The sequence below is a fragment of the Gemmatimonas sp. genome (genome assembly GCF_031426495.1).
Classification (GTDB): domain Bacteria; phylum Gemmatimonadota; class Gemmatimonadetes; order Gemmatimonadales; family Gemmatimonadaceae; genus Gemmatimonas.
This window is the reverse complement of sequence record NZ_JANPLK010000064.1, coordinates 1-22120: the sequence shown is the minus strand read 5'-3', so window position 1 is coordinate 22120 and position 22120 is coordinate 1. Positions and strand designations below refer to the sequence as shown.

Genomic DNA, 22120 nt, shown 5'->3' with positions numbered 1-22120 from the left:
TTGAACGCTCGCGTTCAACGACTCTGACCCCTTGAACGCCCTTGAACGCCCTTGAACGCCCTTGAACGCGGACCCTTGAACGGAGCGCTCTACCGCCCCCTTACTTACTGACTAGTCAGTCAGTAAGTATTCGGGGTGACCAGTATCGAGCCGCCCCGCCGGCGGGCGCCGGAAGAACGCCCCACCCAGATCCTCGACGCCGCGTTCCATGAATTCGGCGAGCGTGGGCTGGCCGGCGCGCGTCTGGACGACATCGCCAAGCGGGCGCAGGTGGCCAAGGGCACCATCTACCTCTACTTCCCCAACAAGGAAGCGCTCTTCCGGGAGATGGTGCACACCACGATCGTGGCCGCGCTGGCTGAAGCCGAAGCCTCGCAGGCGGAGCTGCTCACGGGGCCCGCCGTGCTCCAATTGCAACGACTTGGCGAGGGCTGGTGGAGGTTCCTCCGCACCGAACGCGTGCAGGTCCTCCAGCGCCTCGTGTCGCTCGAGCTCGGGCAGTTCCCCGACCTCATGCAGTTCTACGCCGACGAAGTGATCGCCCGTGGACGTCGTCTGGTGTCCAGCATCATTGCCCGCGGCGTCGAGCGCGGTGAATTCCGCGTGGTCGACCCGCAGTTGGCGGCCCGCATGTTCTCGTCCATCTGGATGTCGCACAGCACGTGGTGTGCGCGTCGTGAGTTCCACAAGACACTTGGCAGCGACGAGCAAGTGCTCGACGAAATGCTCGACTTTTATCTCTACGCCCTGCGTCCATGAAGCAACACTTCTTCCTGCTCGTCGCCGTTGGTTCGATCGCCGGCACCGCCCTGCCGGCGCAGAACGCACTCTCCCTCGGCGACGCGGCCCGCCTGGCCGCGAAACAGAGCGGCGGCGTCGACGTGGCCCGTCAGCGCGTGGCGCAGGCGGAAGCCCGCGTCACGCAGCGACGCGGCGCGCTCTTCCCCGATCTCGCGGCCGGCATTCAGCAGGCCGAGCGCACGCTGAACTCGGCCACGTTCGGTTTCTCGTTCAGCAACCCGGTTACGGGCCAGCCGTTACTGCGCCCCGATGGTGAGCTCATCGGACCGGTGCCCACGGTCGATGTCCGCTATCGTTTGCAGCAGCCGCTGCTCGATCTCGGCAACGTCGCGAAGTGGCGTGCCGCGCAGTCGTCGGTGCTCGCCGCCAGCGCGGATGTGCAGGCGCAGGCCGACATGGCCGCGGCCAGCGCCGCGGTCGTGTATGTGCGCGCCGTGCGTGCCGAGGCGCAGCTGTCCGCACGCCGCGCCGACTCGGCGTTGGCGGCGGATCTGTTGCGGATCGCGCGCGATCAGCTGCAAGCCGGCACCGGGATCGCGCTCGACGTCACGCGGGCCGAGTCGCAGTTGGCGAATGTGCGCGCGCAGATCATCGGCGCGCGCAACGAGCGGGATCGCGGACTCCTGGAACTCAAGCGCGCGGTGGGCCTGCCCCTCGACGCGCCGCTCACGCTCACGGATTCCCTGGCCGGCATGCCGGTTGGTGATGTGGCACCCGACGCCGTAATCGCACTGGCCCGCGCCACCGAATCGCGCGCTGATGTGAAGGCATTGCTGGCGCAGGAAACGGCGCAGCGCGCGGCGTCGCAGGCCATCAAGTGGGAGCGCACACCGCAACTGGGCCTCATGGTCGATCAGGGTGTGATCGGCAAGAACTGGAACCGCTTGCTGCCCACGTACACGTGGGGTGTGCAGCTGTCGGTTGGCTTGTTCGACGGCTTCCGTCGTGACGGCCGTGTGCAGGAACAGATCGCGGCCACCCGTGAAACCGGTGCCAAGCTGCGTGACCTACGCGCGCAGAGCGCGCTGGACGTGCGGGCCGCGCTGCTCGATCTGAGCGCCGCGTTGGAGCAGGTGGACGCCGTGCGCGAGCGCCTGCGGCTCGCCGAACAGGAAGTCGCCCAAGCACAGGAGCGTTTTCGCGCCGGCGTTGCCGGCAACGGCGACGTGATCACCGCGCTGCTGTCGCTGAATCAGGCCCGCACGCTGCGCAACGATGCACTGGCCAGCTACCAAGGCTCCCGTGTCGCGCTGGCGAAGGCGATGGGCGAAGTGCAGAAGCTCCCGTAAGCCGCCGTACTCCGTACTCCGTACTCCCTACTCCATACTTCGCTGTTATGAAGAAGAACCTCCGTCTGCTCATTCCCATCGTACTAGTAGTTGCCGGTGGCGTGTCGGGTTTCAATCGCTGGTCGTTTTCGCAAACGTACGAATCGACCGACAATGCGCAGGTTGACGGACACATTGTGCCGGTGGTCGCCAAGGTCGGCGGCTACGTCACCACCGTCAACATCGGTGAGAATGCGCATGTCGACGACAAGGGTGTGCTGGTGTCGATCGATGAGCGAGAGTACGCCGTGAAGCTGGCGCAAGCCGAGGCCGACTACGCGGCGGCAGTGGCGTCGGCGGGGAGCGGGGGGCTCGAGGGTCAGGCGGCGGCCATGGTGCGCACGGCGTCGAGTCAACGCGACGTCGGCGATGCGCAGGTACTGGCCGCCCGTGCGCAGGTCGTGAAGGCGCAGAGTGATCTGGCGCGCGCGAAGGAGTTGTCGGCGAAGCAGATCATCAGCATGGCGCAGCTCGATGCCGCGCAGGCCGCCTTCGATGCGGCGGCGGCTCAGCTTACCGCGACGCAGCGTCAAGTGAGCGCCGCCACGTCGGGCGTCTCGAACGCCGAAGCGGGTGTGCGTCTGGCCCGAGCGCGTCTCGGTGCGGCACAGGCCGCGCGCGACAATGCCGCGTTGCAGCTGTCGTACGCGAAGATCACGGCGCCCCTGTCGGGTATTGTGTCGCGCAAGCAGGTGGAAGTCGGCCAGCTCGTGCAGGGCGGTCAAACACTGCTGTCGATCGTGTCGGATACCGGTGTGTTCGTGACGGCGAACTTCAAGGAGACGCAGCTCAACCGCGTGCGTGTCGGGCAGAAAGTCGAGCTCGAGATCGATGCCTACGCCGAAAAGGCGGAGGGTGAAGTGGAGAGCATCGCCTCGGCCACGGGCGCCAAGTTCGCGCTGCTCCCGCCCGACAATGCAACGGGCAACTTCACGAAGGTGGTGCAGCGTGTGCCGGTGCGCATCCGCATTACGAAGTCTCTGGGCGCCGATCGCCCGCTGCGGCCGGGCATGTCGGTGCTCGCGAACGTCGTCGTGAAGTAGCACGACGCGCGAAATGGCGACCACTGTCCTCCCTACTGGTTTCGTTGGCACCCCCACCGCCTCCCAAGCGGCGGTCGCCGACGATCCGTACAAGAACAAGTACCTGATCGCGATCGCGGTGACGCTGGCCGCGGTGCTCGAACTCGTCGATACGTCGATCGTGAACGTGGCGATCCCGCACATGATGGGCACCTTCGGCGCCACCCTCGATGAAATCGCCTGGGTGTCGACGTCGTACATCATCGCCAACGTGATCGTGATTCCGATGTCGAACTGGCTGTCGGCATACTTCGGCCGGCGCAACTATCTCACCGGCTCGATCACGATCTTCGTGGTCGCGTCGTTCTTCTGCGGCGCCGCGACCTCCCTCTGGGGATTGGTGTTCTGGCGCGTAATTCAGGGACTCGGTGGTGGCGCGCTCCTGTCGACGGCGCAGACCACTCTGTACGAAGCATTTCCGCCGCACGAGCGCGGGATTGGTCAGTCGATTTTCGGCGTGGGTGTGATGGTCGGCCCCACACTCGGCCCGACGCTCGGCGGCTACATCGTCGATGCATACGCGTGGCCGTGGATCTTCTACATCAACGTGCCGCTCGGCATTTTCGCCGGCTATCTCGTGTGGACGTACGTGCGCGATGCCGTGCACCAGGTGAAGGCGACGTCCGTCGACGTGATCGGCATCGTGCTGCTCACGATGGCCGTCGGTTCACTGCAGTGGATGCTCGAGCGCGGCGAACGGTTCGATTGGTTCGAGTCGCGCTTCGTGACGGGACTGGCGATCACGAGCGTCCTGTCGGCCGTCCTGTTGGTCTGGCGCGAGCTCACGATCGACGAACCGATCATCGATTTCCGCATCCTGAAGTCGCGACAAGTGGCACCGGGCGTGATGTTCGCCACGTTCCTGGGGCTGGCGCTCTACGGATCGGTGTTCGTGTTGCCGGTGTTCCTGCAGCAGCTGCACGGTTACACGGCGCAGCAAACGGGCATGGTGATCTTGCCAGGTGCGCTGGCGTCGGCGTTCACGATGGCCTTCGTGGGGCGCATCACGAACAGGGTCGATGCCCGACCGTTGATCGTGTTTGGTGCGTTCATGTTTCTCGCGTCGATGGTACAGATGTCGCGGCTTACGCTCGACTCCGGGCAGGATGATCTGTTCTGGCCGCTGATTTTTCGCGGCGTAGGATTGGGCTTCCTGTTCGTGCCGCTCACCAGCGCCACGGTGTCCGGGCTGCCGATGCGTCTGATCGGGCAGGGCACCGGTCTGTTCAACCTCATGCGTCAGCTGGGCGGCTCGCTCGGAATTGCGATTATGGCCACCATGCTGGCACGGCAGACCGTGGTGCAGAAGCAGCTGCTCACCGAACACGTGGGTGCGTACGACCCGACCACGATGGCGCGATTGGGTGGGTTGACCCGCAGTCTCGTGGCCCGCGGGATCGATGTGTCGATCGCGAAACAGCAGGCCTTGATGATCATGGACCGCCAGATCGCGACGCAGGCGAGCGTGATCGCGTTCTCGCGGATTTATCTGATTTCAGGGATACTGCTGGTGGCGGCATTGCCGCTGCTACTGATCTGGAAGACGGGAAAGGCGGCCGCGATTAAGGTCGATCTGCACTGAATTTGCGCGGATAGGGCTATGCGCTATGGGCTCTGGGCTCTGGGCTTTGGGCCATGGGCCGTGGGCTGCCAGCCCAGAGCCTCTTTTGCCCATAGCCCACAGCCCAGAGCCCAGGGCCCAGGGCCCAGAGCCCAGAGCCCCACAGCTCACAGCCCACAGCCCAAAACCCAAAGCCCCACAGCCCAAAGCCCCCCACCAGCCCACCCATCCCGTTACACTTGGACTGATGCTCCTTCCCTCCCGCTCTGCCGCGCTGGCGCTGGTCCATGAATGGACCGCTTCCGAATCTCTCCGCAAGCACATGCTGTCGGTGGAGTGCGCGATGCGAGCCTATGCCACCCGGCTGGGGGAAGACGTCGAACTGTGGGGGATCACCGGGCTGGTTCACGACTTCGATTACGAGCGATATCCCAACGCGTCGCTCGCGGCCGATGTCGAACATCCGGCAGAGGGCGTGCGGGTGCTTCGGGCGGCGGGCTGGCCGGAGGAGCTGTGCGAGGCGGTGTTGGGGCATGCGGAGTACACCGGGGTTCCCCGGGTCTCGGTGCTGGCCAAGGCCTTGTTCGCCGTGGACGAGCTCACGGGGCTGATTACCGCGAGCGCGCTGGTGAAGCCCTCCCGAGCCGTGGCAGACGTGGACGTGGCCGGGGTGCGCAAGAAGATGAAGGACAAGGCTTTTGCCCGGGGCGTGAACCGGGACGACATCATTCAGGGGGCCGCCGCCCTCGATGTCCCCCTCGACGAGCATATCGGTATCGTGCTGCAGGCCATGCAGGCCGACGCGTTGCCACTGGGGCTTGCGGGATTGGCGCCCCCGCCCTCAACGCCCCCCGCTGGCGATGCGTAAGTCGGATGACCTCACCCTTGCCGATGACCTCCGTCGCCCTCTCCTTTCCAGCTGCCTCCCCTGTCATGGGGACTGACCGACCGGTGTCGGCCGAGGCGCTCGCGGAGCGGGAGTTGGTGCTCTCGGCGCAGGCAGGGGATCACACGGCATTCGCCGGTCTGGTGCATCGTCACCAGCGCCGTGCGTATGCTGTTGCCCGTGCCATCGTGTTGTCGCACGACGATGCTGAGGATGCGGTGCAGGAAGGCTTTCTGCATGCGTTTCGCGCCCTCGAACGGTTTCGCCCGGAGCAGGCTTTCGGCGCGTGGCTGCATCGCATCGTGGCCAATGCGGCGTTGGACATCGCCCGTCGGCGCAAAGTACGCGACGCGGACGAGTTGCCGGAGACGTTGTCGTCTCCACATCGGGATCCAGCAGAATCAGATGAGTTACGTGCGCGCCTGGCGCGCGCACTGGCTACGCTCGGCGAACGGCAGCGCGCAGTGATCGTGTTGCACGACGTCGAGGGATATAAGCACGCGGAGATCGGCTCCATCCTCGGAATTCCCGAGGGAACGGCGCGATCGGACTTGCACCATGCTCGGGCGCACCTGCGGCGACAGCTGAGCAATCTTCGGAGTGAGAAATGAACGTCACGCGGAACGACAACGGGCACGGCCCGGACGCGGACCCTCGAGTGACCGACCTGCTACGCAGCCACTATGCCGCGCCGCAGGACGAGACGTACTGGAACGGATTGGAGGAGCGGGTGATGCTCGGTGTCACGCGCGGTATCGTGCGGATCAACGACTTGCGTCCGGCGTGGTGGAGCGGGTTCGGGGAGTTCCGGACAGCCGACGTTCGCAACGTGGGCTTGATCGCGGCCACCATTGCGCTGCTCGTGGCCGGTGCCACGTTCGTGCGCGAAGCGGAGCTCGATGCCAACGCGCGCGCGATGGCGCAGCGGGCCGCGGTGGAATCGGCGCTGCCGCTGCCGCTCGACGATGCCACGCTGACGTCGCGCGTGCGCGTGCGGCTTCCGGAGGATGCGCCGGAGCGGTACCTGCATCCTCTCGACTACTAGTCTCGAGCGATCTGTGTCTACCTCCCGCCCCAAATCGCTCGCCATGCTGTTCATCCTCGGTGCGTTTCTCATCGGGGGGGCGGTCGGCTTTGCCGCCGATCGCGTGGTGTCGCCGCCGCGCCCGGACGTCTTCAACGAGTCCGCCATGGTCGATGAACTCGCCCGTGAGCTCAAGCTCTCGCCGGCGCAGCGTGTGGTTATCGACTCCGTGTGGGATTGGCGTCGCAAGCAGTCGCGTGAAATCATGAAGACCGTCCGGCCTACGCTCGATGCCGTACGCGACAGCGCGCGCGTGCTGATGATGAACACCCTCGACGACACGCAGAAGACGGCCTTCCGCGCACTGCTCGAGCGTAACCAGCGAACGGCCGACAGTGCGGCCCGCGCGCGAGGGGAGACCAAGTGAATCGCAGGAGTCGTGTTGGACAGACCGTCGCCGGTGCAGTGCTCCTCGGGGCGGTCATGATGGCCGCCCCGCTTGGCGCTCAGGGGTTGTCGGGCGACGATGGCGCGCGTCCGGTCACCTTGCATGAAGCAGTCGAGCTCGCGGCGAAGAACTCGCCGGCGGCAGTGTCGGCGCGTGGTCTCGACCGCAATGCGGCGGCGGCGCGACGTCAGGCGATCGGCTCGTATGTACCGAACGTGAATCTCACCGCGGGCACGGGGCGCACGCAGGGCACGACGATCAACAACTTCAACGGTCAGCTCACGTCGTTGTCGGGCAATCCGTGGAGCTACAACAACGGCCTCGCCCTCAACGTCGAGGTATTCGATGGCGGACGCCGGTGGTCGGAGATCAAGCGCATCCGCGCGACGGCCGACGTGGCCGACGTGTCGGCGGTGTCAGCGCGATTCGACGCATCGCTGCAAGTGAAGCAGCAGTTCTATGCCGCGCTCGCCGCCCGCGAATCCGCCGCCGCCGCGAAGGCCCAGCTGGAGCAGGCCGAACAACAGCTCAAGGCATCCACGGCGCGACTCGCCGCCGGTGTTGCAACGAAGTCGGATTCGCTTCGCTCGGCGATTCTGGTAGGCAATGCGCGGCTTGCCGTGCTGACGGCCGAGAACGATCTGCGCGTCGCCACCGCCTCGCTCACGCGGGTGGCCGGGTCCACCACGCCGATCACGGCGTCGCCCGATGACACGCTCGATACGCCGATTGCGCTGCCCACCGACGAAGAGCTGGCGATGCTGGCCAATGACGGTCCCGCCGTGCGTCTGGCCATCTCCAACGTGGCCGTCGCCCGCGCCGCCAAGCGGTCGCAGAAGTCGACGTATCTGCCCACGCTCACGATGTCGTACAACTACGCCTTCAGTCAGAATGCCGGCGGCTTCGCGGGCCGGAACCTGTTGCTGGTCGGCGGTAACAACGCCAGCCGTCAGACGATGAACTTCAACATCGCCTATCAGCTCTTCAACGGCTTCTCGCGCGAGTCGCAGACGGTGCAGGCCGATGTTACGCTCATGAATGCCGAAGCGCAGCTGCGCGACGTGCAGCTGGCGGCCCGCCAGAATCTGACGTCGTTCGTACGCTCGCTGCAGAATGCGCAGGCGCGCGTGCAGGTGCAACTGGCAGCGATCGCGGCCTCAGAAGAAGATCTGCGCGTGCAGCAGCAGCGCTATGCGCTCGGCGCGTCCACCTTGCTCGACCTGCTCACGTCGCAGACGCAGCTCAATCAGGCGCGCCAGGCGTTGATCCAGGCCCGCTTGGATGGTCGCATCGCCCGTGCGCAACTGGCATCACTCGTGGGGCGTGAACTCTGATGCGTGCGGAGCTGATGAACGTCATCGAAGTGAGATCGAAGGCCTCGGGACGGATCACGCGCATGCCGGTGGAAGCAGGTCCGTAGTACCTGACGCACCCCACGACGGGAGGCACACTTGCCTCCCGTTGTCTATTTCTGCCCGGTACCGTGGTACATTTGGGATTCGCTCCGAACTATGCCAAACGACCAGACTCCTCAGGCCTCGGCGAACAATGCCGGGGCCAATTCCGATAGTAGCGCGGCCAGCGGGCACGGCCAGCCTCCCTCGTCTGACGCCATGCGGCATCCGACGGGCTCGTCCGTTACCCCATCGGCGGCGACAAACGCCGTCGATGCACCGTTTGGCGCCGAGATTCGCTCGAACACCGGCATGTTTCCCGTCCAGTCGCCGTTGCGAAAGGAAGGGCATCATGAGAATCCAAAAGGCAAGCGACTCGCGATCCTGACCCTCACCGCGCTTGGCGTGGTGTATGGCGACATCGGGACGAGCCCGCTGTATGCGCTCAAAGAATGCTTCAGTCCGACGCACGGCATCCAGGCGACCCGAGAGAACGTGTTCGGTATTCTGTCGCTGATCGTGTGGGCGCTGACGCTCGTCGTTACGGTGAAGTACGTGAACTTCATTCTCCGCGCGGACAATCGCGGCGAAGGGGGCACGTTCGCGTTGCTGGCGCTGATCTTTCCACGACGCTCGCCAGACACACCAGACGCGCGCGGACGGTGGATCGTGGCGCTGGCCTTGTTCGGCACGGCCCTCCTCTACGGCGACGGCATCATCACCCCGGCCATGAGCGTGCTCGGTGCCATGGAAGGCCTGGAGATCGCGATACCGTCGATGGAGTCGTACATCGTGCCGATCTCGGTGGTGATCCTCGCCGCGCTCTTTGCGGTGCAGCGGTTTGGAACGGACCGTGTCGGAAAGGCCTTCGGTCCAGTCATGCTGCTGTGGTTCGCCACGATCTCGCTGCTTGGCATTTTCGAAGTGGCGAAGGATCCAAGCATCCTGTGGGCGGTGAACCCGATTCACGCCGTGCGTTTCATGCAGGAGCACGGCACCCTCGGATTTCTGGTGCTCGGCTCCGTAGTGCTGGTCGTGACCGGCGGCGAAGCGCTGTACGCCGACATGGGGCATTTCGGTCGCAAGCCGATTCAGGCGGCGTGGCTCTGGCTCGTGTTCCCCTCACTGTTGCTCAACTATTTCGGGCAGGGCGCGCTGCTGCTCCGCAATCCGGCCGCGGCAGAGAATCCCTTCTTCCTGCTCGCCCCGAAGGCGCTGCTCATTCCGCTGCTGATCATCTCGACACTCGCCGCGATTGTCGCCTCGCAGGCGCTGATCTCCGGGGCGTTCTCGATCACGCGACAGGGTATCCAGCTGGGTTTCATTCCGCGGCTCGAGATTCTCCATACGAGTACGACGGAAGAAGGCCAGATCTACATTCCGGAAGTCAATTACTTCATCGCCGTCGGCTGCCTGCTGGTGGTGCTCGTGTTCCAGAACACCTCGAACCTCGGTGCGGCATACGGCATCGCCGTGACCGGTACGATGTTCATCACGACGATTCTGTTCGATGTCGTGGCACGACTTCGGTTTCGATGGCAGTCCTGGCAGGCGACATCGCTCACGACAGCGTTCCTTATCGTGGACCTGGCCTTCCTGAGCGCGAATCTGGTAAAGGTCAAGCACGGCGGCTGGGTTCCACTCGTGCTTGGACTCGTGCTGTTCCTTCTTATGCTCACGTGGAAGCGTGGTCGGGCCCTGCTAAACGCGCGCCTGGCCGAGGGAGCGCTACCGATCGGTCTCTTCCTCGATGGCGTTGAGAAGTCGAGCGTGCACCGCGTGCCGGGAACGGCGGTGTTCATGACCGGTAGCGACGACGGCGTACCGCCCGTGCTTCTGCACCACTTGAAGCACAACAAGGTGCTGCACGAGCGCGTGTTGCTGGTCTCGGTGAAGACAGCTGATGTGCCAGAGACGAGTGCGGCCGAACGCGTGCGGGTGATGCCACTGGGCCACGGTTTCTGGCGCGTGGTCGCGTCGTACGGCTTCATGCAGACGCCGAATGTGCCCAGCGTGCTGGAGGTCGTTGACCAGATGGGCATTCGCTGCAAGCCGATGGAGACGAGCTATTTCCTCGGTCGCGAGCGACTCATCCCGGTGCCGGGCAGACCGGGTGATACCATCACGCTGTCCCGCTGGCGCAAGGTCGTCTTCGCCATCATGGCGAGAAACGCGCGCTCGGCAACGGAGTTCTTCTGCATTCCGCCCAACCGGGTCGTGGAGTTGGGTACGCAGATCGAATTCTGACCGCAGTGCGGACATGAACGAGCAATTTGTCGAGGTGCAGCCCAATGGCTGCACCTCGCTGCATTTCCGCCGACGCCTATCGGAGCTTTGCCTTGTCCGCTATCAGTTAAACATGAGCAAGCATGCCGACGTTGGCGGCGGGCCATCAATGATCGTCTGACGCGACATCATTTCCCCTCGCGTGGGACACTGCACGGAACCGTATGCACGAACCGGTTGACGAATCTTCGCTCGCCCCCGCCACGCGACCGTTCATCGCGCTTGCCCCGGGGCAGGTGGCCTTACTGGAATGGAGTCCGAATCCGAAGCTCGTCCTGGATCGAGAATTCCGCATTCGCTTCGTCAATAACGCCGCCGTCGCCTACGGGCAGGTCGAGCGCGACGCGCTGATCGGGCGCAATGTGTGGGAATGCTATCCCACGCTCAAGGACTCGATCTTTCATCAGGCGTACGAAAGCGTACTCAAGACCGGCGTCACGGCGCGCTTCGAGCGGTACGACGACGAGCGTGATCGCTGGCAGTCGGTCTATGCATTCCCCGCCGACGATGGCGTGATCGCCGTGCTGGAGGATATCACGGAGCGTCGGCGCGCCGAGCGCTCGCTGCAGGCGAGTGAGGCGGCGCTGGCGCGGTCTCAGGAGGTTGCGGGCATCGGCAGTTTCAGCGTCGAGCGACCGGGGCATATCCAGTTGAGCGCGCAGGCGTATCGCCTGCTCGGGCTCGACCCGACCGTCGACACGATCGACATCCCGACGATTCGCGCCATGCTGGCGCCCTCCGACTCCGAACGGTGGGGCGCGCTGTCGGCCCGCACGCCCATCGGGGACGACATTTCGATGGACTTCACCGCCACGCGCCGCGATGGCAGCACGGTCATTCTGCACGTGCTCGCCCGCATCATAAAGGGCGCCAGCGGGGACGTGAAGCTATTCGGCACCGCGCAGGATGTAACCGAACAGCGACACGCGCTGGAGAATCTGCGTCGCAGCGAGGAGACGCTGCGACTGGCGCAGGAAGCCGCGAATATCGGGAGTTTCGACTTCGATCTGCGCCGGAACAGCATGTTCCGATCGGACCAGCTGCTGCGCATGCTGGGTTTTGAGCCCACCGAAGAGGCGCGAGCGCACATCGACGCGCGGCCGCGGTTCGATTTCGTACATCCCGACGATCGGGCACTGGTTCAAGAGACCTGGGCCAAGGTGCTCAGCACCGGCGAGCGGCACGTCATCCGCATACGCGTGTTCCGCGCGGACGGCGCCGAGCGGCACATGATTTCGAGCGCGATGCTGGTGCGCGACGGGAACGGCGAACCGGCGCGGATCGTCGGCACACAGGTGGACATCACCGATCAGGTGCGCAGCGACGAAGAACGGGCCCGCGCGGAGTCGCAATTGCAACAAGCACAGAAGCTGGAGTCGCTCGGCGTGCTCGCTGGCGGCATCGCGCACGACTTCAACAACCTGCTCGTCGGTATTCTCGGCAACGCCTCGCTCGCGCTCCTGGATCTCGAGCCTGGCGCCGAAGCGCGGCAGAGCATCGCGGAGATCGAGCAATCGGCGCAGCGCGCGGCGGAACTGACGCGCCAGTTGCTGGCGTATGCCGGCAAGGGCCGCTATGTCGTCGAATCGGCCGATGCCTCGACGGTGATTTCGGAGATGACGTCGCTCATGCGCACGGCCATTTCGCGCAACGCCTCGCTGCAGCTGGACCTGGCCACATCGTTACCTCGCATTGATGTTGACGTCAATCAATTCCGCCAGGTCGTGATGAATCTCATCACGAATGCATCGGATGCGCTTGGCTCGAAGCCGGGACTCATCAGTGTACGCACGGGCCGGCAGGAGATCTCGCACGAGTACCTCTCGGGCTGTGCGCCCGGCAGCGGGGCGCAGCCCGGCTCGTGCACATATGTCGAGGTGCACGACAACGGCACGGGCATGGACGACGCCACACGTCAGCGCATCTTCGAGCCGTTCTTCTCGACCAAGTTCACCGGACGCGGACTTGGTCTGGCCGCGACGATGGGCATCATGAGAAGCCATCACGGTGCGATCCGCGTGTACAGCGAGGTGGGATCCGGGACCTCCGTCAAGCTGCTGTTTCCGAGTTCCGTGCAGAGCAGCGGAGTGGGCACGGCCTCCGGCGCGCGTACCGAGGAATGGCGCAGCGGCGGACAGATTCTGGTCGTTGACGACGAAGACAGCGTGCGCGCGGTGGCGTCGGCGTTGCTGCGACGCCGTGGATTCCGCACGCAGGAAGCGTCCGATGGCGTGAAGGCGCTCGAACTCTTCCAGCAGCAGCCGGATGCGTTCGACCTTGTGCTGCTCGACCTGACGATGCCGAGCATGAACGGCGAAGAAACGCTGCGCGCGCTACGCGACGTGCGTCCGAGCGTGAACGTGTTGCTGATGAGCGGCTATAACGAGCAGGACGTGACGCGCATGTTCGCGGGGCGCAGCCTCTCCGGCTTCTTGCAGAAGCCATTTCGCGCCGAAGAGCTGTACGCGAGTGTGGCGCGAAGCCTGGGCGTTGGCACGAACGGCCGCTAGCGAGCGCCAGCGGCCGTTGGGTGATCTCATGCGATGCCGGCGACGGAATCAGTCGCCGGCGACGGGCACCGGCTCCATGCCGCTGCTGCGCACCGGCACCGACTTCGCCGTGCGCTGCCGCGACTGGAACTGATCGAGCAGTGTGTACACGACGGGCGTGACGTACAGCGTGATCAACTGCGAGAACGCGAGGCCACCCACCACCGCGAGACCCAGCGGCTGACGCGACTCGGCACCAGCGCCGAAGCCGATCGCAATGGGCAGCGTGCCCATGAGCGCGGCGAGCGTGGTCATCGTGATCGGACGGAAGCGCACGCGCGCCGCTTCCACGATCGCATCGCGCGGCGACATCTTGAGATCCCGCTCGGCCTCGATCGCGAAGTCGATCATCATGATCGCGTTCTTCTTCACGAGACCGATCAGCATGATGATGCCGACGTACGAATACACGCCGAGGTCCTTGCCGAAGATCCAGAGCGTGAGCAGCGCGCCGAGGGCGGCGAACGGCAGGCCGGACAAAATCGTGAGCGGGTGAATGAAGCTCTCGTAGAGAATGCCGAGCACCACGTAAATCACGAAGATCGCGACGAAGAGCAGCGCCAGCAGTCCGCTCTGGGCCTGCGCGAACGCTTGCGTGTCGCCCGACAGCACTGAGGTCACGTCGGGCGGCAGCACGGCGCGCGCCTCGCGCTGAACCGCATCGACGGCCGTACCAAGGGCGACACCGGGGCGCGTACCGAAGCTGATCGACACGGCCGGCAGCTGTCCGTTGTGCTGAATGCTCTGTGGACCGACACCGGTCGTGAACGTGGCGACCGATCCCAGTTGCACGAGGTTGCCGGTGTTGGAACGTACGTAGAGCTGGCTCAGAGACGCGGGATCCTTCTGATACGCTTCCTTGAGTTCGAGAATGACTTGGTACTGGTTGGTTTGCGTGTAGATCGTGGAGACCTGACGCGAGCCATACGCGCTATAGAGTGCATTTTCGATCTGGGCGGCCGTGAGTCCGAGCGCCGACGCCCGTTCGCGGTCGATCTGGATACCGACCTGCGGATTGCCGACCTGCAGATCACTCGAGATGTTTTCGAGTTCCGGCAGATCCTTCATGCGCGATTCGAGCGCGCGGGCGGCGGTGTACAGCTCGGCGATGTCCGGCCCTTGAAGCGAGACCTGATAGGCGCTGTTACCGCGACGGCCGCCGATGTTGATGGGTGGCGGATTGCGGAAGAACACCTGAAAGCCGGGAATTCCTGACGTGGCGCGCGTCAATTCCCGCATGATCTGATCGACGTGCGGACGATCCGGGTCGTCGCTCAGCGTGAGCTGCAAGCGACCGCTGTTCGATCCGCCGCCGCCGGGTCCACCGCCGATGGAGGCCAGCGTGTACTTCACGTTGTCGCTCTTCTGAATGATCGCCGCGACTTCGCGGATCTTCACCGACAGCGCTTCAAAGCCGATGCCTTCGGGCCCTTCGATTGACCCCGAGAGTCGCCCGGTGTCTTCCGACGGCAGGAAGCCCTTCGGGATGTACATGAACAAGCCAACGGTCGCGACCAGCGTGAACACGCTGAAGATCATCGTGAGGCCACGACGGTTCATCACCCATGCCAGCGAATTCACGTACGCGTTTTCGGTGGCTTGGTAAATCCGCTCCACCGAACGCCACTTGCCGTCGGATGGCGCGTGTCCTTCGCCCTCGCGCAGGAAGCGCGCGGCGAGCATTGGCGTCAGCGTGAGCGATACGAAGCCGGACACGAGAATCGCGACACCGATCGTGACCGCGAACTCGCGGAACAAGCGACCCACGAGACCAGGCATGAACAGCAGCGGGATGAACACCGCCACCAGCGACAGCGTCATCGAGAGAATCGTGAAGCTGATTTCCTTCGAGCCGTCGAGCGCCGCCTGCATGGGCTTTTTGCCCATTTCGAGATGTCGCACGATGTTCTCGAGCATCACGATGGCGTCGTCGACGACGAAACCGACGGCGAGCGTGAGCGCCATCAGCGACAGATTGTCGAGGCTGTAGCCGAGCGTCCACATAACCGTGCAGGTGCCGATCAGGGAAAACGGCAGGGCCAGCGATGGGATGATCGTTGCGCGCAGGTTGCGCAGGAACAGGAAGATCACCATCACGACCAAGCCGACCGTGAGCACGAGCGTGAACTTCACATCGTTCACGCTGTGTTCGATGGCGATCGATCGGTCGAAGATCGGCACGATTTCGACGCTCGGCGGCAGCTGCGGCTTGAGCTGCTCGAGCACCGCCGTGACGCCCTTCGCCACTTCAACCGTGTTCACGCCGGGCTGACGGATGATCGCCAGCGCAGTGTTGGCGCGGCCGTTGATCTCCGACATGCCGCGCATGTTCTGCAGGCCATCGATGACCGAGCCCAGCTCGCCAAGACGGATCGGCGTGTCGTTGCGCATGGCAACGACGAGGTTGCGGAACTCGGAGGCGTTCTTGAGCTGGCCGGACGCTTGGAGCGTGAACGACTTGTTGGGGCCCATCAGCACGCCGGCCGGGGAATTCGAATTTCCCTGGTTGATGGCCTGCTGTACTTCGTCGATGCCGACGCCGCGGGCGGCCATGGCTCCCGGGTCGAGCTGTACGCGCACCGCGTACTTGGACGAACCGTACACTTGCACCTGCGCGACGCCGGTCACGGTGGAGACGCGTTGGGCAAGAAACGTTTCGGCGAATTCGCTCAACTCCTGGCGACTGAGCACGTCGGAGTTGACGGAGAACATCATGATCGGCGCGTCGGCCGCATTCGCTTTGTTGTACGACGGCGGATTGATGCCCTGCGGCAGCTGGCGCAGCGTCTTCGAAATCGCCGACTGCACGTCGGCGGCGGCCTTGTCGATGTCACGATCGAGCGCGAAGAGCAGCGTGACGTTCGTGCTTCCCTGCGAACTGGACGACGTGATGCTTTCGATGCCCGAGACGGTGGAGAACGCCTGTTCGAGCGGGGTCGCCACCGACGTCGCCATCACTTCCGGGCTCGCCCCGGGAAGACCGGCGGAGACGGTGATCGTGGGATAGTCGATGGTGGGCAAATCGCTCACCGGCAACGCCCGGTAGGCCACGATGCCGAACGTCAGAATGGCCAGCATGACCAGCGTGGTCATCACCGGCCGCTTGATCCAGATCGCGCTCAGATTCACTGGGCTGCTCCTCGCTTCGTCGCTGAGGTGTCTACTCCGCTCTTCTTCTCGCCCTTGGCGCCGCCTCTGGCTCCACCGCGACCGCCGCGGTCGGTGCCGGCGGGACCACTCTTCGAGAGCGCACCGCGCAGCTCGACCTTGGCCCCGTCCTGCAGGCGATTCTGTCCTTCGATGATGACCTGCTCGCCGCCAACCAAGCCGCTGTCGAGCTTCACCAGCGTTCCCGCCGTGCGACCGACCTTCACGGCCACCCGCTTGGCCTTGCCGTCCTCCACGAGGTACACGAACGCACCGTTGCCGGTCGCGACGACCGCTTCCGACGGTACCGTAATCGCATCCTGATCGACCGTGAGCTCGAGGCCCACCGACACGAACTGTCCCGGCCACAGCGAGCGATCGGCGTTGGGTACCCGCGCCTTGAGCAGGACGGTCCCGGTGGCCCGGTCCACCGCGTTGTCGATGAAGGTCAGCGTGCCGGTGATCTTCTTCGTGCTGTCGCCCACGTTGGGGACGACGTTCACCGTCAGCGCCTTATCGAGGCCCGAGCGGCGGCGCATCTCTTCGAACGCCTGCTCCGGCACCGTGAAGCGCACCAGCACCGGCTGGAGCTCGTTGATAATGAGCAGCCCCGGGTCAGCCTGCGCCCGCACAAGACTGCCCACGCGAAGCGTGATCTGTCCGGTGCGGCCGGAGATCGGGGCTTTGATGGTGGTGTTTTCCAGATCGAGGCGCGCGCGCTCCAGCGACGCCTGTCCGGCGGCCACCGTGGCCGCGAGGGCCGACGCTTCGGCAAAGGTCTGATCGAGCTGCTGGCGGGTGACGTAGCCATCTTTGGCCAGCCCGGCGAAGCGTACTGAATCGCCACGGGCACGGAGCAGTGTGGCCTGATCGCGAGCCAGTGTGCTCTGCAACCGATCGAGTTCCGCGCGGAACGGGCGTGGATCGATCTGGAAGAGCACCTGCCCCTGTCTGACTTCATCGCCCTCGGCGATGGCCACCCGGGTCAGCATTCCGGACACGAGTGATTGAACGGCAACGGTCCGGTTGGGCTCGATCTGCCCATTCGCGGACACGATGAACGGCAGCGGTCCTTTCTTCACCGTCATCGTGGACACGACGGGCGCAGGACGCGGGGGACGTTGCTGCTCTTTGCAGGCGGCGAGTCCGAGCAGGGCGACCGACGAGAGAGCGAACAGTCGGCGCGAAGGATCTATGGCGAACCGGCGCGCGGAGCGCGGCGGCATCACATTGTCTGGCATTCGCAGGGGCGAACGGCGGGTCGAGTAAGACGCTCAGCATACGACTCGAAAGTCGGCAAACGTCACGGGGTCCATCCGCCAAGATAACGCTACCCAATGCCCATTCGTTGCGTCCGCGTCGCGGTGTACAGGCCCAGCCGCTTTGCCGAGCCCGACTTCCCTATTCTGGAATGTCCGCGCCTACCGCTGATCGGACTTAGCGGCGGTCGAGGTCGAGCACCTGTCCGTTCAGGATGATCCGTCCGCCTCCCGGCATCGACCACGCGCGTTCCGGGAGGTCCGACGCCCGAACCGTCGGGACTGAGACGTCCCGGGTACGTCCCCCCGACACCACGCGAAGGGTCACGGTGCCGCCAGGAGCCACCTTCTGCACCTCCCGCTGGAATCGACTTACCCGCGCGCTCCGCGCCTGCGGATCGTCGAGGTCTTCCTTGGGCACGCGCAGATCCACGCCGTTCACGGCCGCGATCCGCTCGCCCTCGACCACTCCGGCCTGTTCGGCTGGTCCCGCGGTCACGACGCTGCTCACGAAGAGCCCGAGGGTGTCACGCGCGTTCCCGGCCCCGGTCACGGCCACCCCGACGGCCGCGCGGTTCCCGTCATCGCCGCCCCGCTCGACGACACGCCGCACGGGCCCGTCCTCGAGTTCGGCCGCCGACACGGTCTTCACCTTCATCACCCGAGCGGCCGCCCCGCCGATCCGCACACGCAGCTCGACGTCGTCCCCCGGCCTGGCTTTGGCCAGCACGCGCTGCAGCCGACGCTGCGCCATCCCGGTCAACGCCAGATCCTCGGCATCATCCCGACTGACGTTTAGGCTCACGCCGTTGATCTCGGTGATGACGTCACCGGCCTTGAGTCCGGCCTTCGCCGCCGGCCCGTTCTCGCGAACGGCGTCGATCTTCACCCCCGCCGTGTCGGCGCTCGACGCCGCCCCCAGGGTCACGCCAAGCGCCGCACGATCGGCGGCCCGCGTCCAGACCATGGACGGCAGCCGCAGTCCTTCGATCCGAATGATGGGGTCGTCGGCCTGCCGGCGCTGCTGCGCGGCAAGCTGGGAATACGACGGAGCGGCGGCGAGGACGACGACAAGGGTCGCCGTGCGAAGGGAGGTGCGCATGGAAGCAGTCTCGGGCTTGAGGTGATGGCCTATGACTGTTTGACACGCGGACTGGGGTCGTGGTTTACCGGGGCGTTCGTGTGCCACCGCCGGCAGCTGTTTGATGACAGTGGTTGGTGTGCGGGCGGATAGCTTCGTGGCGGCGGAGAGCTCAAAATCTCAACGCGAAGGACGCGAAGTTCGCGAAGGACGCGAAGAAGAACAACCGCTTTTCATTTTGCCGTTTGCCGTGCTTCGCGCCCTTCGCGGACTTCGCGTCCTTCGCGTTAGAACAGCAGCCTTCCCGCACACACGACGCCACCCGAAGCCACCCTGACCATGCATATCCACCCTGACGATCTGTCTGGCGCGTGCATCAACGCCGCACTTCGAATTCACAAGAAATTCCGATCGGGGATGCTCGAAACCCTGTACGAAGCTGTACTGGAGCGGACCCTCACGCGCGACGGATTCTCCGTCGAGCGACAAAAAGCGATCTCCTTCGAGTTCGAGGGAGATCGCTATGAGAACGCGTTCCGAGCCGATTTGATCGTGAATGGCCGACTGATCATTGAGGTGAAGGCGCGCGAAACCAACGCTACGATCCACACCACGCAGCTGCTCACGTACCTGCGGTTAGCTCAGCTCCCACTCGGCCTCGTTATCAATTTCGGCATGCCGAAATTGATGGACGGTGTGAAGCGCGTCGTGAATGACCTGCCAGCCGCATGCTCGCCGCAGCTCCGCGTGAACCAGCCGCCCCTTCCGCCGGTTCACGCGTGATCATCGATCACACCACGATGTTGAGCAGGCGTTTCGGTACGAAGATCACCTTCTTGATCTCGCCAACCACGAATCTGGCGATGCCAGCATCGGCCATCGCTGCCGCCATCGCCGCATCCTGCGTGATGTCCACCGCCACGCGCAGCTTACCGCGCACCTTGCCGTTCACCTGCACCACGAGATCGACCTCGTTGTCCACCAGCAGCGCCGGGTCGAACGCGGGCCAGCCTGCGTTGAAGACGCTGCCCTCGTGTCCCAGCAACTCCCAGCACTCCTCGGCGAAGTGCGGGGCATAGGCCGCCACGAGCTGCACCAACGGCAACACCTCCTCGCGGTGCACCGCACGGTCGCCCGAACGCACGTGATTGAGGCACTCCATCATGGCCGCGATCGCCGTGTTGTAGCTCAGCGTTGCGGTGTCCTCGCCCACCTTCTTGATCGTGCGATGGATCTGGCGCATCACCGTCGCGTCGGTCGCGACATCCGTCCGCGCATCACGCACCGACGCCCACAAGCGGTCGAGGAAGCGTCGCACACCGCTGATGCCCTGATCGCGGAAATCGCCGCCTTCTTCGTACGGGCCGAGGAACATGAGATACATGCGAAACGCGTCAGCGCCCCACTCTTCCATGTACACATCGGGGTTGATCACGTTGCCCTTCGACTTCGACATCTTCGCGCCTTCGCGGATGATCATGCCGTGCGCGCGGAAGCGCGTGAACGGCTCTTCGAAATCGATGTGACCCGCGTCCTTCATGACCATGGTCACGAATCGCGAGTACAGCAGGTGCAACACGGCGTGTTCGTTGCCACCGATGTACGAATCGACCGGCAACCAGCGCTTGGTCACATCGGCGTCGAAGGCGACATCGCTGCGCGTCGCGCTCGGATAGCGGAGGAAGTACCAGGCGCTGTCGAGGAAGGTGTCCGAGACGTCGGTTTCACGACGGGCCGCTGCGCCGCACGCGGGGCACGGCACGCGATACCACTCTTCGTGGCGCGCCAGTGGCGAGATGCCGGAGTCGTCGGGCTTGAAGTCGGGAATGAACGGCAACTCCACCGGCAGCTGCGATTCGGGCACCGGGACCGTGCCGCACGCGTCGCAGTAGATGATCGGGATCGGCGGCCCCCAATAGCGCTGACGGGAAATGCACCAATCGTGCAACCGGAAGTTCACCACCTTCGCCCCGTGTCCACCGGCGGCGAGCCAGTCGGTCACAGTGAGCTTCGCATCCGCCACCAGCTGTCCGTCGAAGGCGCCTGAATTCACCAAGCGGCCCTGCGCGTCGTCGGTATAGGCCGCGTCGCCGAGCGGCGTGTCGGCCGCATCGTCGGGGCCGGCCACCACGCGCACGATGGGCAGATTGAACAGCTGTGCGAACTCGAAGTCGCGCTCGTCGTGTCCGGGCACGGCCATGATGGCACCGGTGCCATACTGCATGAGCACGTAGTCGGCGATCCAGATCGGGATGTTCGCGCCAGTAGCCGGATTCACGGCGTACGCACCAGTGAACACGCCCGTCTTGTCCTTGCTGCTCTTCCGCGCGATCAGATCCTGCTTTTTCGTCGCGTCCTGATAGCCCTGCACCGCCTCGCGCTGCGCGTCGGTGGTGAGCGTGGCCACGAGCGGATGCTCGGGCGCGAGCACGAGATACGTGGCGCCGAAAATCGTGTCGGGACGCGTCGTGAACACCTGCACCGTGTCGTCGTGCCCCGCCACGCGGAACGACAGCTCGGCACCTTCGGACCGGCCGATCCAGTTCTTCTGCGCCGACTTCGTGATCGGCGACCAATCCAGCCACTCGAGGTTGTTCAGCAGTCGCTCGGCGTACGCCGAAATGCGGAAGAACCACTGTTCGAGGAATCGCTGTTCCACCGGCGTGCCGCACCGCTCACACAGGCCATTCTCGACTTGCTCGTTGGCGAGCACCGTCATGTCGGTGGGGCACCAGTTCACGGCCGCCGCTTTCTTGTATGCGAGTCCCTGCTTGTAGAGCTGCAGGAAGACCCACTGCGTCCACTTGTAGTAGTCCGGGCGCGAGGTGTCGACCTTCTGACGCCAATCGACCATCAACCCGGCGCGCTCGAGCTGCCGCTGAAAATTCGCGACGTTCTTGGGCGTGAGCTCCATCGGATGCGCGCCGACCTTGAGCGCATAGTTCTCCGAGTGGATCCCGAACGCATCGTAGCCGAGGGGCTGGAACACATCGTGTCCCAGCAGGCGGTGGTAGCGGGCCGAGATATCGCTGCCGGTGAACGCAAAGAGATTTCCCACGTGCAGCCCTTCGGCCGACGGATACGGGAACATCATGAGCGCGTAGAACGGGCGCTCAGCGTTGTCGAGGGCGGCGTGGTTCGTGCCACGCTCGGCCCAGCGGGCGCGCCACTTGGGCTCGACCGTAGCGGGCGAGTAGGGAGTCGGGAGGGTGATGTCGGACATACCGCAAGGTAAATCAACTGCAAACTCCCGAGGGAGCAGGGGGGAGGGCCG

17 protein-coding genes are annotated in these 22120 nt (G+C 64.7%); 13 read left to right on the top strand and 4 right to left on the bottom strand.

Annotated elements, in window-relative coordinates; genetic code table 11:
• Positions 1-135 precede the first annotated feature (135 nt).
• The 12 genes from RMP10_RS16640 (at position 136) to RMP10_RS16585 (ending at position 13320) form a co-directional block, all read left to right on the top strand.
• Positions 136-759, top strand: coding sequence for a TetR/AcrR family transcriptional regulator (locus tag RMP10_RS16640; protein WP_310571297.1), 624 nt, complete (start codon positions 136-138; stop codon positions 757-759).
• The gene (locus RMP10_RS16635) at positions 756-2090 is read left to right on the top strand and encodes a TolC family protein (protein ID WP_310571296.1); all 1335 of its coding nucleotides are present in this window, start codon (positions 756-758) and stop codon (positions 2088-2090) included. Before RMP10_RS16640 ends, RMP10_RS16635 begins: the two co-directional genes overlap by 4 nt.
• A 47-nt stretch (positions 2091-2137) precedes the next feature.
• Complete coding sequence (locus RMP10_RS16630; RefSeq protein ID WP_310571295.1) at positions 2138-3172, top strand: HlyD family secretion protein; 1035 nt, start codon at positions 2138-2140, stop codon at positions 3170-3172.
• Between the two features lie 13 nt (positions 3173-3185).
• The gene (locus RMP10_RS16625; RefSeq protein WP_310571294.1) at positions 3186-4793 is read left to right on the top strand and encodes a DHA2 family efflux MFS transporter permease subunit; all 1608 of its coding nucleotides are present in this window, start codon (positions 3186-3188) and stop codon (positions 4791-4793) included.
• A 226-nt stretch (positions 4794-5019) separates the two neighbouring features.
• On the top strand, positions 5020-5640 hold the full coding sequence (locus tag RMP10_RS16620; protein WP_310571293.1) for an HD domain-containing protein: 621 nt from the start codon (positions 5020-5022) through the stop codon (positions 5638-5640).
• Positions 5641-5705: 65 nt separating this feature from the next.
• A complete protein-coding gene (locus tag RMP10_RS16615) occupies positions 5706-6269 on the top strand; it encodes a sigma-70 family RNA polymerase sigma factor (protein WP_310571292.1) in 564 nt (187 codons plus the stop codon).
• On the top strand, positions 6266-6703 hold the full coding sequence (locus tag RMP10_RS16610) for a hypothetical protein (RefSeq protein WP_309671095.1): 438 nt from the start codon (positions 6266-6268) through the stop codon (positions 6701-6703). The genes RMP10_RS16615 and RMP10_RS16610 overlap by 4 nt, the downstream gene beginning before the upstream one ends.
• Positions 6704-6716: 13 nt before the next feature.
• Positions 6717-7109, top strand: coding sequence for a hypothetical protein (locus RMP10_RS16605; protein WP_309671096.1), 393 nt, complete (start codon positions 6717-6719; stop codon positions 7107-7109).
• A complete protein-coding gene (locus RMP10_RS16600) occupies positions 7106-8464 on the top strand; it encodes a TolC family protein (RefSeq protein ID WP_310571291.1) in 1359 nt (452 codons plus the stop codon). The genes RMP10_RS16605 and RMP10_RS16600 overlap by 4 nt, the downstream gene beginning before the upstream one ends.
• Positions 8465-8743: 279 nt before the next feature.
• A complete protein-coding gene (locus tag RMP10_RS16595) occupies positions 8744-10771 on the top strand; it encodes a potassium transporter Kup (protein WP_310571290.1) in 2028 nt (675 codons plus the stop codon).
• A gap of 13 nt (positions 10772-10784) precedes the next feature.
• Positions 10785-10931: a hypothetical protein gene (locus RMP10_RS16590; RefSeq protein WP_310571289.1), complete on the top strand. Its 147-nt coding sequence runs from the start codon at positions 10785-10787 to the stop codon at positions 10929-10931.
• Positions 10932-10974: 43 nt separating this feature from the next.
• Complete coding sequence (locus RMP10_RS16585) at positions 10975-13320, top strand: PAS domain-containing protein (RefSeq protein ID WP_310571288.1); 2346 nt, start codon at positions 10975-10977, stop codon at positions 13318-13320.
• A 48-nt stretch (positions 13321-13368) separates the two neighbouring features.
• On the opposite strand, the gene RMP10_RS16580 is transcribed toward RMP10_RS16585, so the two are convergent.
• The 3 genes from RMP10_RS16580 to RMP10_RS16570 form a co-directional block, all read right to left on the bottom strand.
• Positions 13369-16488: an efflux RND transporter permease subunit gene (locus RMP10_RS16580; RefSeq protein ID WP_309671101.1), complete on the bottom strand. Its 3120-nt coding sequence runs from the start codon at positions 16486-16488 to the stop codon at positions 13369-13371.
• Entirely contained in the window at positions 16485-17747 is a 1263-nt protein-coding gene (locus RMP10_RS16575) for an efflux RND transporter periplasmic adaptor subunit (protein WP_309671102.1), read from the bottom strand. The genes RMP10_RS16580 and RMP10_RS16575 overlap by 4 nt, the downstream gene beginning before the upstream one ends.
• 196 nt (positions 17748-17943) lie before the next feature.
• A complete protein-coding gene (locus RMP10_RS16570; protein WP_310571287.1) occupies positions 17944-18867 on the bottom strand; it encodes a PDZ domain-containing protein in 924 nt (307 codons plus the stop codon).
• Between the two features lie 318 nt (positions 18868-19185).
• Here RMP10_RS16570 and RMP10_RS16565 point away from each other — a divergent pair, with 318 nt between their 5' ends.
• Complete coding sequence (locus RMP10_RS16565; protein ID WP_310571286.1) at positions 19186-19629, top strand: GxxExxY protein; 444 nt, start codon at positions 19186-19188, stop codon at positions 19627-19629.
• 7 nt (positions 19630-19636) lie between these two features.
• Here the strand turns inward: RMP10_RS16565 and leuS are convergent, their stop codons facing one another.
• Positions 19637-22069, bottom strand: a complete 2433-nt coding sequence (gene leuS, locus RMP10_RS16560; protein ID WP_310571285.1) for a leucine--tRNA ligase — start codon at positions 22067-22069, stop codon at positions 19637-19639.
• Positions 22070-22120: the final 51 nt, after the last annotated feature.